Below are 12,004 nucleotides of genomic sequence, written 5' to 3'. Positions count from 1 at the left end.
ACATACATTCATGAATGTATGTATATTGCCTCATCTTCGCCGTTTTACCAACAGGGGCCTTATAAACCCTGTGGTTTTGTCACTTCTTTTTGATTGAAACTGAGGTTCAGAGACTTGATGCATAAACATATTCTCGCACGTTCGGTCGGCCTTGCCTTGCTGGCAAGCGGCCTGCTGGCTGGCTGTGGTGACAAGGACGGGGCCCAGCAGGCCATGGGGGAGATGCCTCCCGCCGCCGTGGACGTGGTCACCCTCCATACGGCCCCCCTGCAACTGTTGTCCGAGCTCACCGGCCGCACCGCCCCCCTGAGGGTGGCCGAGGTGCGTCCCCAGGTGAACGGCATCATCCTCAAGCGCCTGTTCATCGAGGGGAGCGACGTCAAGGCCGGTCAACTGCTCTATCAGATTGATCCCGCCGTCTATCAGGCCGAAGTGGCTTCCGCCAAGGCCAACCTCGCCAAGGCCGAGGCCAACGAGCGCAGCGCCCGCCTCAAGGCCCAGCGCTACGCCGAGCTGGTGAAGGTGAAAGCCATCAGCAGCCAGGAGTATGACGACGCCGACGCGGCCTGGAAACAGCAGCTGGCCGAGATCGGGGCCACCAAGGCCGCATTGCAGACCGCCAACATCAACCTGGCTTACACCCGCATCACGGCCCCCATCAGCGGCCGCATCGGCAAGTCGGCGGTGACCGAGGGAGCCCTGGTGACCGCCCAGCAGGCGGACAGCCTCACCTCCATCTCCCAGCTCGATCCCATGTACGTGGACGTGCGCCAGTCCACCGCCGACCTGCTGCGCCTCAAGCGCCTGGTGGCCGAGGGCAAGCTGACCCAGGGGGAGAAGGACGGGGCCGGTGTCAGCTTCCAGCTGGAAGATGGCAGCCAGTATGGCGAGAAAGGAGCCCTCCAGTTCTCCGACGTGACCGTGGACGAGGCGACCGGCATGGTGACCCTGCGGGTGATCGTGCCCAACCCGGATCAACTGCTGTTGCCCGGCATGTTCATGCGCGCCACCCTGCAGGAGGGCGAGCGCCCGCAAGGCCTGCTGGTGCCCCAGACTGCCGTGACCCGTACCCCCAAGGGCGGTGCCACCGTCATGGTGGTGACGGCGGACAACAAGGTGGAACTGCGTGAAGTGCAGGTCGGCCGCATGTCCGGCGACAGCTGGGTGGTGGAGTCCGGTCTCAAGGCTGGCGAGAAGGTGATCGTCGCCGGTCTGCAGAAAGTCAAACCCGGGGTCGTGGTGGCGCCCACTGAACGTGCCGGTAACAGCGCACAACAGACCCCGGCAACCAAGCAGTAGGATGGAGTAGTCGCCTCATGGCACGTTTTTTCATAGATAGACCCATTTTCGCCTGGGTGATCGCCCTGGTGATCATGCTGGCCGGGGCCATGGCCATCATCGGCCTGCCGGTGGCCCAGTACCCGACCATCGCCCCGCCGGCGGTTGGCATCTCCGCCAGCTACCCGGGGGCCTCCGCCAAGACGGTGGAAGACTCGGTGACCCAGATCATCGAGCAGAACATGACCGGGCTGGATCACCTGCTCTACATGTCGGCGCAATCCGACTCGTCAGGGAACGTCAGCGTGACCCTCACCTTCAAGCCGGGCACGGATCCCGACATCGCCCAGGTGCAGGTGCAAAACAAGCTGCAACAGGCCATGTCGCTCCTGCCCCAAGAGGTGCAGCAACAGGGCGTGCGGGTCGAGAAGACCTCCAGCAGCTTCCTGATGGTGGCCGCCTTCATCTCCACCGATGGCGCCATGACCAACGATGACCTGGCGGACTATGTGGTAGCCAACATCAAGGAGCCCCTGAGCCGTCTGGACGGGGTCGGTGACATCACCTTGTTCGGCAGCCAGTACTCCATGCGCGTCTGGCTCGATCCCCACAAGCTCAACCGGGTGCAGATGACCCCGGCCGACATTCAGGCCGCCATCAAGGCCCAGAACGCCCAGGTTGCCTTCGGCAAGCTGGGGGGGACCCCTGCGGTGAGCGATCAGCAATTTACCGCCACCATCATGGGCCAGACCCGGCTCTCCACCGTGGAGGAGTTCAACAACATCCTACTGCGGGTGAACCAGGACGGATCCAAGGTCCAGCTCAAGGACGTGGCCCGGGTCGAACTTGCCGGTGAAGACTACGACGCGACCGCGCTCTACAACGGCCAGGCCACCGCCGCCGTCGCCATCAAGCTGGCGACCGGTGCCAACGCCCTGGACACTGCCGAGCACGTGCGGACCAAGCTGGGTGAACTCTCCGAGTACTTCCCGGCCAACATGGAAATCGTCTATCCCTACGACACCACGCCGTTCGTGAAGATCTCCATCGAGGAGGTGGTGCAGACCCTGATCGAGGCGATCTTCCTGGTGTTCTGCGTCATGTATCTGTTCTTGCAGAACTTCCGGGCGACCCTCATTCCGACCATCGCGGTGCCCGTGGTCCTGCTCGGCACCTTCGGGGTGATGGCGGCCTTCGGCTTCTCCATCAACACCCTGACCATGTTCGGTCTGGTGCTCGCCATCGGCCTCTTGGTGGATGATGCCATCGTGGTGGTGGAGAACGTGGAACGTCTGATGAGCGAGGAGGATCTCTCCCCCCTCGAGGCGACCCGCAAGTCCATGACCCAGATCACCGGCGCCCTGGTGGGCATCGCCCTGGTGCTGTCGGCGGTGTTCGTGCCCATGGCCTTCTTCGGAGGCTCTACCGGTGCCATCTATCGCCAGTTCTCCCTCACCATCGTCTCGGCCATGGTGCTCTCGGTGCTGGTGGCCTTGATCCTGACCCCGGCCCTGTGCGCCACCCTGCTCAAACCCATGAAGCACGGTGAATTCGGCGCCCAGCGCGGTTTCTTCGGCTGGTTCAACCGCTTCTTCGACACCAACGCCAACCGTTACCAGAACGGCGTGCGCAAGGTGATCAAGCAGGGCACCCGCTACGGCATCATCTATCTGGCCATGCTGGCGGTGCTGGCGGTGCTCTTCATGCGCATGCCCACCTCCTTCCTGCCGGAAGAGGATCAGGGGGTCATCATGTCCATGGTGCAGCTCCCGGTGGGGGCAACCAAGGAGCGGACCGAGGTGGTGCTCGGGGAGATGCGCGACTACTTCCTCGAGAACGAGAAGGAGAACGTGGACTCCGTGCTGACGGTGGCGGGCTTCAGCTTCGCCGGTAGCGGTCAGAACAGCGGCATGGCCTTCATCAAGCTCAAGGACTGGAGCGAGCGCAAGGGAGAAGAGCGCAGCGCCAATGCCATCATCGGCCGCGCCATGGGGTTCCTGTTCAGCATCAAGGAAGCCCAGGTCTTCGCCTTCAACCTGCCCCCCATTCCGGAACTCGGCACGGCCACCGGCTTCGACTTCTTCCTGCAGGACCGTGGCGGTCTGGGTCATGAGAAGCTGATGCAGGCGCGCAACCAGCTGCTCGGCATGGCGGCGCAGGATCCCAACCTGGTGCGGGTACGCCCGAACGGGATGGAAGACACGCCCCAGCTCGACATCAAGATCGATTACGAGAAGGCGCTGGCCCAGGGGCTCTCCATCACCGACATCAACAACACCCTGTCGGCGGCCTGGGGCTCCTCTTATGTGAACGACTTCGTCGACAGAGGCCGGGTCAAGAAGGTCTATCTGCAGGCGGATGCCCCTTTCCGGATGAACCCGGAAGATCTGAAGCTGTGGTACGTGCGCAACAGCGCGGGCCAGATGGTGCCCTTCTCCGCCTTTGCCAGCACGGAGTGGAGCTTCGGCTCGCCCCGTCTTGAGCGCTACAACGGTGTCTCCGCCATGGAGATCGTCGGTGAGGCGGCCCCTGGCAAGAGTACGGGTGATGCCATGGCGGCCATCGAGGAGATGGTGAAGCAGTTGCCGGAAGGGATCGGCATCGAGTGGACCGGCCTCTCCTTCCAGGAGCGTCAGGCAGGCTCCCAGGCGCCGGCCCTGTACGCCATCTCGCTCCTGGTGGTCTTCCTCTGTCTGGCGGCCCTCTACGAGAGCTGGAGCATTCCGTTCTCGGTCATGCTGGTGGTGCCGCTCGGGGTGCTGGGGGCCATTTTGGCCGCGACCCTGCGCGGGCTTGAGAATGACGTCTACTTCCAGGTGGGCCTGCTCACCACGATCGGGCTGTCGGCCAAGAACGCCATCCTCATCGTCGAGTTCGCCAAGGAGCTGCACGACAAGGGGATGAGGCTCGGGGATGCGGTGGTGGAGGCCTCGCGTCAGCGTCTGCGCCCCATCCTGATGACCTCGCTCGCCTTTATCCTGGGGGTACTGCCCCTGGTGATCAGCACCGGGGCAGGCGCCAGCAGCCGAAACGCCATCGGGACCGGCGTGATGGGGGGGATGATCAGTGCCACCGTGCTCGCCATCTTCTTCGTGCCGCTGTTCTTTGTGCTGGTGATGCGCTATTTCACCGAACGCAAGCATGCCGGGGAAGAGAGTGTCCACACCAAGGAGATCAACCATGACTAAGACCCTGATCGCCCTGGGCGTGACCCTGATGATGGGGGGCTGCTCCATGGCCCCCGACTACCAGCGCCCCGAGCTGCCCCAAGGCGCCTCCTGGCAAGCTGACCTGGCCGCCAAGGGGGAACTTGCCCCCTGGCGCCAGCAGTTCCAGGACCCGGCCCTTCAGACGCTGATCGGCACCGCCCTTGAGAGCAACCGGGATCTGCGCCTGGCAGCCCTCAACGTCGAGGCCTACGAGGCGAAATACCGTATCCAGCGGGCGGCCCAGTTGCCGACCCTGGCCGCCAGTGGCAGCGGCACCCGCCAGCAGGGATCCGACGATCTCAGTAGTACGGGGCAGGGCACCATCAGCAGCCAGTACGGCGCCAACATCGGCATCACCGCCTATGAGCTGGATCTGTTTGGCCGGATCCAGAGCCTGAAAGATCAGGCCCTTGAGACCTATCTGGCGCAAATCGAGACCCAGCGCAGCACCCAGATTGCGCTGGTGGCCTCGGTGGCCAATGCCTACTTCACCCTGCTGGCGGATCAGGAGTTGCTGGCCCTGAGCCAGGCGACCCTCGCCACCGAGCAGGAGAGCTATGCCCTGACCGAGCACAAATACCGCCTGGGCGCCGCCTCCGAGATGGCGCTGGCCCAGGGGCGCACGGCACTGGAAAACGCCAAGGTCAGCCAGGCGCAATACCAGCGTCTGGTGAAGCAGGACAGAAACGGTCTGGCCCTGCTGCTTGGCACCGATATCCCGGTGCTGGCGGCACAACCGGCCACCCTGGCCGAGGTGAAACTGGCGCCGATCCCGGTGGGGGCGCCCTCCAGCCTGTTGCAGCAACGCCCGGACATCCTGGCGGCGGAGCACAACCTGAAGGCGGCCAACGCCAACATAGGGGCGGCCCGTGCCGCCTTCTTCCCGACCATCTCGCTCACCGCGACGGCGGGCACCGCCAGCAACCAGCTGAGCGGTCTGTTTGACGGCGGCACCGGCACCTGGACCTTCATGCCCCAGATCAATCTGCCCATCTTCGATGGCGGCAAGCGCGTTGCGGATCTGGACGTGGCCGAGGTGGGGACCAGGCAGGCGGTGGCCAGCTACGAGAAGAGCATCCAGACCGCCTTCAAGGAGGTTGCGGACACCCTCGGTGCCCAGGCGGACTACGCGCAGCAACTGCAGGCGCAACAGGCGCTGGTGGATGCCAATCAGACCTACTTCAGGCTGGCGGAGGTGCGTTACGAGCAAGGGGTGGACAGCTACCTGACCCGCCTCGATGCCCAGCGCTCCCTGTTCAGCGCCAAGCAGGGGCTCATCAGCACCCGGCTCGCCCAGCTGAGTAACCAGGTCGCCCTCTACAAGGCCGTCGGTGGCGGCTGGCAGGCGCCGAAGGACGCAGAGCCGGCATCAGACAAACAGGGTTGACCCCTCGGGGTTGACGTAAAAAGCATCAGGGGCGAGCCACTAGGTTCGCCCCGTTTTTTTATCTGTCATGTCGAGAAGCCAAATCGAGGCAGGTGACAAAGGTATGAAAGTGCTATTCACCTGACTGTTGTCCACAAGGGAGTGGTCATATGGCTTCAAACCGGATAACAAAACGGTATCCCTACCGTGTTATCTGGAGTCACCGTTGACCTGCAACGAGAAAATAGCACGCTGTAAACTCCGCTTGTTAAAGCTCGCCAAAGATCTCAATAACGTAAGCAAAGCCTGCAAGCTGATCGGCCGAGGGCTTGCTCGACAAACTGCCCGGCTGTAAAGGGCACATCCCAACCGGGTCGCTCCCGAGATTGAACAGGCCATCCTCGATAACTCTCTCACCAACCCAGTACCCGCTGTGGTCTGCACAAAGACGTGTCTGCAAAGCATCAACGTCAGTGCGGGCGATCTGAGTGGCGTATGACAACGTCACGACCTGCTTTCCAAGCTCGGCCGCTTGTTGTGCCTCGAGAAAACCCATCGGGAGTAGACGATGGAGCTCAATGATGAATAAGTTCGCCTGCTCTAGCGCTTCAGTCCTGAGTTTCGCGAACGCCAGATCGAAGTTAACTACATTGGGGAACTGGTGGCGTGCGATACCTTCATCGTCGGTGTACTCAAGGGGGACAAGGTGTATCTGGAAATCGTGCTGGACGGCTAAAACCGTCATGCCTGGGGACGGCACTATACCGGCAAGTTGCCGGTGACTTCGGTTCATGTGCTCAATGAAACGGTCCTGCCGTTCTTTGAAGCACATGAACCGTGTGTCTATCCCATCTCCTGTCAGATAACTGGCGCGCGTTCTGCGGACGCCCTGACCATCATCCCAACGAGCTGTTCTTGCAACTGGGGGATTGAACTCTGGGCTAACACGGTACGCAGGCCACAGAGCAATGACTTTATCGAACGACTGCATCGTACCATGCTGGATGAACACTTCCTTATCAAGAGGCGGACGACCAAGCCGTAAGGTCCCGGAATGAGTCAGTGGGGCAGATTCAGACAGACTTACATCGCTATCTGGAGCGCTGCAACACCCAGCTGTCACATCTGGGTAGGATGTTGGAGGTACATACCTCCTATCGTATGTTCAAGAAGGGGCAAAAGTTGACACCGAAGGAACTGCGCTCTAAATCAGCGTAACCAAAACACCGGTTTGAGGCCGGTGTCAGGTGATAACCATATCGGTACAGTTATTATAATCAACAACACTGCATTAAATAATCACAAATTGATTTTTGAGATATTTTCAATAGTAGTGATTTTACAAAAACAAGTGTTAGCTAAACCTGTGAGAAAAACTCCACTAGAGACTTAATAGATACATTGTCATCTTTTGCTTTTCTAAATATATCACGTAAAATATCCCTTTTTTCACTACTTAATAGTATTCTGTTTTCAATGGTGTCGCGGATTATGCCTCGTTCTAAAGTACGCCTCTTAGGAATATCGATCTTGATTAATTTGTCTCGCAGCAGCATTTGCCTAATAAATAATTTTAAATCAAGCTTATCCTTGGAATCATCAATGCTAAGAGTGTACTCATCACCATATGCATTTCTTGAGGCAGGGGACTCAAAACGATAACCCCATGTGTACCCAGTTTTCTCGGTTATCCTATTGTTCCAGAATTCATATATTAATAGTGGTAAATCACTTTCAATGTCAGAGGTAAATATAGAGATGAAGTGGATATGGAACCCTATATATGGTGAGTGATCCACTTTTATTATATAACCAACCATGTTTTTTAATGTTGCGTCTCTAACTAAGTTCCTTAATAGACGGTCTTTCAGATGCAGCATGCTGATTAAATCACTCTCGCAATCTAAAAAGGATGTTGCACGTTTAAAAGGGTCATCAAATATGTCTTTATTTGGTATTATCCCAAGTCGCATCGTAACTACACGTAACCCACCATGAATCTTAACTAGATCATCAATGTAATTTATACAAGAAGCAATATTTTTCTCTGCAGAAAAATAGAACTCTTTAATCTGTTTCTTGTTAATAACTTTTGTTTTGCGAGTTTCATTGTCATTAACGCTCTCTTTACTCATGTCCTTTATAGGGTTAGCTACACTTGTGTAATACGGTTTATGATAAATAAACGTCATGAAGTTTTTACGTATATCAAGTGGATGCATATCATAAATATTGATGCGATGGCACTTACAGAATTCTATAAAAAAGTATAGCAATGGATTTATTTTATGAGTTTTTAATTTTTCAATTTCATCTCGTAGCTCATAGGCAACATCCAAAACGTTAACGCTTTTAGCTTCAGGTCTTATTATTTCTTTTGTTTTCTTTGGGGGAGGGAGCGATTCTTTAACTGAGTTTAATTTAATAATGCATGAAGTAAAACTAGTGAGTGCGCTATAAAATGAACCTAAAAAAATCACAGAAGGTTGTTTTGATGATGCATTAATCAAAATTGAGCCACTCTTATCTATGCGATAGTAAATAGAGTGGCTACACTCATTAAAATTTAAGAAAGCAAGCCTCATCTCTTCATTTATAGCCGAAAGGTAGGAATATTTACACCTAATTGATTCCACGACCCCCCCCCCATTAAAGTTAATATTCTTTTTTAGTGCATAAAAAACAATGGCTTACGATTATGTGTTCTGGCTATCCTATACCATCTATCCGCGATCGTGAAGGCGACAGGTAGACCGATAAACTGTTTATCTAAGATATCCATCTGTATTCTATACATATTTTCTTAATGTTTTTTTTACTGACACACCCTTCTGATGACAAAAATCACGACATAACCATGATCAGCCAAGACAAAAATCTGCTCATCAACCACCTTATCAATCAGTTCGGTATGGAAATGTTAGCTTGCTATGACTACTTATACCCCAAACCATCCGAGACAATTCAGTACTCAATTGGTTGTCGTGAGTACATTGTCTATAGCTATAGCGTCGAAGTCAGTCTGGAGTGCACTTATCACACTTAGTGAGCTCCATAACTTACAGCCTCAACTCGCATGTGTTGAATAGTTGTCAATTAAATAAAATGGGGTTTCCCTCTTATGTTTTCGTTCGGATATTTAGATGGGAAAATGAATGTATCGAACATTAGGTTTATTTATTATTTAGTTCAACACTAGTTATCTATACAGCCTCTCATATATAACCAATACCACTCCACTAATCGCCCTATGTACGCGTGTGTTTATCACACAGTGTAGGGTTACTCCTGCCTAAACGAGGTTATCATGTTTAACCCAGTCAGACTTTTAGATATCCTATCCATACCAGACCTGCTCCAAAATAAAACGCTTCCTATTGTCAGAGCCGTTTATTCAGCACCAGATAAGTCACGCATCACTTGCATAGGTCGTAGGCTATCAACCAAACTCTTTAATGCGTTGGATACCGTGTGTGATTATTTTTATTGTCATGAGGAAATATCGTCATCACATCCAACGATAGAGCTATTCCTAACGCATATGCGAGAGGTCTATGGATTGCACCTCATCCATGAGAAAGATCTCGATAGTGATGTCGGTGACGAATTGGCCAGGGATATCAATAACGCGCTGTATGCTTTTCTAAGAGAGTTCAAGAGTAAGGTCCACCGTAAGCGCCTAAAGAACCTCAAACGCGTTGAATACCGCAATCAGCTCAGTATAGAGACGTATGTTACTAGCCTATTCGACCAGCATGCCAAGCTATTAGTCATCCGATTGGATATCGGCTATCAAGAATACTACTACGATCAGTTAACGTTAGACCTCGTGACGGATGACCTGCGTTGTTACCTTCGTCGAGTACAGAACAAATATCCTGCATTGGTCGGCTATATATGGAAACTAGAGTTTGGTGTTGATAGACATTTTCATACCCACATTACGTTCATTTTTAATGGGGCTGTTCACCAACGAGATATCTCGCTGAGTAGAACACTGGGGGAGCTGTGGGAGGATATAACCGACAATAACGGGAGCTATTTCAATTGTCAGATCAGGCGGGGGGAATATCAGGAATGGGGTACTGATGGGATTGGGATGGTCCACTACAGCGATACAGCCAAGCGTATAAACCTGATTAATGCACTGAGTTATCTGACCAAGCTGGATACGCAAATACTGGCGGTATTGCCAGCTGGTCGCCGGACCTTCGGGCGTATGGAGACACCATCGCGCCAACCTCGCCTTGGCAGACCTCGGTTAGTACTTTGTCGGTTCGATTGAAAAGAAACTCAGATAGATATCATCAGGGGACACCAAGCACAGATTGCTGTAAATCCGCATGGAAGTGCCATTGTATCCTCCTGAGTTTATCAGCATCCGTCAGTCATCTATGCGAACAGCAAGCCATTAACGTGCCAGTCTTGCCGCCAGCTTACCAACCACCTCCAGGACAAGCTCCCTGTCTGTTGTGTCGAGTTTGGCTAACTGTTGGCTAATCACCATGCCTTGTTCGGTGGGACGATTGCTGGTCTCACACAGGAAGTCTGCGAGATCACAGCCAAACAGCTGAGCCAGCTCAGCGAGCCGCACGACTGTCGGCACCACGAGACCTCTCTCCATTCGGGAGACGGCTTCCATACCTATTTTTAGGTGCTCAGCCACTTGATCTTGAGTCAGCCCTGCCTGGTGGCGTTGGCGTCCAATCGCTTTACCAACGCTCTTGGCAAGCTCTTCAAAGTTGATGTCAGTCATAAGTCCTCCAGTCAACCCTTATGGTTGACCATGGACCCATTGACATTAAGGACTCAAAAGGCTGAATATCAACTAATTAGATCTATTTTTGAAATTTCTAGACCTAAAATGAATGGAGCTCACATCACAATCTAATACCTAATCTTCCACGGTGGCCTTTGTCATCTACCAGTGCATCCACTGGCAGCATGCTAGCCACACTCTACCAACCGACTTGGGATCTCGTCGGATGGCCCCCTATTGCCAACATCCTGTAACAGGAGAAATAAACATGATCATTCCACTGCTATGGTTCGGACTTGCCTTGCTGCTAGGCATTGTTGCCTCGAGCAACGGTCGCTCATTTTGGGGGTGGTTCATTCTCGGGCTGATCATCGACCCGATTTTGGCGGGATTACTCTACTGGTTGGTCTGTAGAGATCGCTGACAGCGCTCCATTGAGGTGCACTCATAGGTGGTCAAATTTACATCATAAAGGTTTGCGATATGGGAATTTGGAAAACACTAACAACGATTAATGGCAGCAGCCTAGGAGGCCTTATCATCAAGCTCATTTATAACGTGCCGCATATGAGCGACAAGATGATTGCTGATGTGGTGACAGGCAAAAAGTGGGCCCCTGAATTCATTAAACAGTTAGCAACCAAAGAGGGGATGAAGCGCTCGCTCAAACTGTAACATCTCTGGTTTTCACCGATGGATCAGTAAGAGTCCCTCCTTCCTGCTCAACAGAACATCTCCCCTAAAGGACACCATGATGGTGTCCTTTTTGTTTATGCCGCTTTCTTACAAAGACAAGGATTAACCATGCCATTACCACAACCGGGGGACCACCTCGTTTCACCCCGTGCCGGTTACCAGCACCATGGCCTCTACCTGGGGGATTATCAGGTCATCCACTACCAGGGGGTAAGTGCCGGAATACATTCCGGTCAGATAGCCATCACCACGCTTGCCGAGTTTGGCCAGGGGCGGGGTTACCGTATCCAGCACCATCGTTCGCGTGTCTTCAATCGGGAAGAGAGCATCGACCGTGCTTACTCCCGCCTTGGAGAGGCGCACTACAGCACGCTCTTTAACAACTGCGAACACTTCGTGCTCTGGTGCATCGAGGGCTTTCACTACAGCAAGCAGATTAACCAGCTCATTTCCACGGGGTGTATCGCACATCAGGCACTTCGCACAGTGACCCAGAAGCGCCCTCAGGCCGCCCTGCCTGGCATGGCCAGCAGCACGGTATCGACCCTGTCAGCGACTACCGCTGTGACCGCTGCAGTCGGTGCGTTACTGGGTACAACGGCTTCTTCGCTGGCGGGCCCCCTTGCAGCCACCTATGGCCTCTACCGCGCCTGGCGTTGGTTCAGGGATTAACGCTTCTCACATTCGATACAAGAA

The 12,004-nt window shown here is 54.4% G+C and carries 9 protein-coding genes and 1 pseudogene; 8 read left to right on the top strand and 2 right to left on the bottom strand.

Translation table 11 applies throughout. The annotated features are described in order from the left end of the window. Positions 1-117: 117 nt before the first annotated feature. The 4 genes and pseudogenes from I6L32_RS20875 (at position 118) to I6L32_RS20860 (ending at position 7,071) form a co-directional block, all read left to right on the top strand. Complete coding sequence (locus I6L32_RS20875) at positions 118-1,299, top strand: efflux RND transporter periplasmic adaptor subunit (RefSeq protein WP_216944440.1); 1,182 nt, start codon at positions 118-120, stop codon at positions 1,297-1,299. A gap of 17 nt (positions 1,300-1,316) precedes the next feature. Beyond that, complete coding sequence (locus I6L32_RS20870; RefSeq protein ID WP_113069987.1) at positions 1,317-4,466, top strand: efflux RND transporter permease subunit; 3,150 nt, start codon at positions 1,317-1,319, stop codon at positions 4,464-4,466. Then, positions 4,459-5,874: an efflux transporter outer membrane subunit gene (locus I6L32_RS20865; RefSeq protein WP_216944439.1), complete on the top strand. Its 1,416-nt coding sequence runs from the start codon at positions 4,459-4,461 to the stop codon at positions 5,872-5,874. The genes I6L32_RS20870 and I6L32_RS20865 overlap by 8 nt, the downstream gene beginning before the upstream one ends. Before the next feature lie 205 nt (positions 5,875-6,079). Then, positions 6,080-7,071, top strand: a pseudogene (locus tag I6L32_RS20860) (IS481 family transposase). Positions 7,072-7,211: 140 nt separating this feature from the next. Here the strand turns inward: I6L32_RS20860 and I6L32_RS20855 are convergent. Next, complete coding sequence (locus I6L32_RS20855) at positions 7,212-8,438, bottom strand: hypothetical protein (protein ID WP_216944438.1); 1,227 nt, start codon at positions 8,436-8,438, stop codon at positions 7,212-7,214. A 722-nt stretch (positions 8,439-9,160) separates the two neighbouring features. Here I6L32_RS20855 and I6L32_RS20850 point away from each other — a divergent pair. After that, positions 9,161-10,138, top strand: a complete 978-nt coding sequence (locus I6L32_RS20850; RefSeq protein ID WP_223925232.1) for an inovirus-type Gp2 protein — start codon at positions 9,161-9,163, stop codon at positions 10,136-10,138. 126 nt (positions 10,139-10,264) lie between these two features. On the opposite strand, the gene I6L32_RS20845 is transcribed toward I6L32_RS20850, so the two are convergent. Then, positions 10,265-10,609: a helix-turn-helix domain-containing protein gene (locus I6L32_RS20845; protein ID WP_010673715.1), complete on the bottom strand. Its 345-nt coding sequence runs from the start codon at positions 10,607-10,609 to the stop codon at positions 10,265-10,267. Positions 10,610-10,880: 271 nt separating this feature from the next. On the opposite strand from I6L32_RS20845, the gene I6L32_RS20840 reads away from it, so the two are divergent. From I6L32_RS20840 to I6L32_RS20830, 3 genes are all read left to right on the top strand, one after another. Then, positions 10,881-11,036 (top strand): hypothetical protein, encoded by a 156-nt coding sequence (locus I6L32_RS20840; RefSeq protein WP_010673716.1) that lies wholly within the window; start codon positions 10,881-10,883, stop codon positions 11,034-11,036. 59 nt (positions 11,037-11,095) lie between these two features. Beyond that, entirely contained in the window at positions 11,096-11,287 is a 192-nt protein-coding gene (locus tag I6L32_RS20835; RefSeq protein WP_010673717.1) for a hypothetical protein, read from the top strand. Positions 11,288-11,416: 129 nt separating this feature from the next. Next, entirely contained in the window at positions 11,417-11,980 is a 564-nt protein-coding gene (locus I6L32_RS20830; protein ID WP_216944437.1) for a lecithin retinol acyltransferase family protein, read from the top strand. Positions 11,981-12,004 lie beyond the last annotated feature (24 nt).

The sequence above is a fragment of the Aeromonas sp. FDAARGOS 1402 genome (assembly GCF_019046925.1).
In the GTDB taxonomy this organism is placed as follows: Bacteria; Pseudomonadota; Gammaproteobacteria; order Enterobacterales; family Aeromonadaceae; genus Aeromonas; species Aeromonas caviae.
Note: the sequence above shows the minus strand (reverse complement) of the source record. Positions and strands in the feature narration are given on the sequence as shown.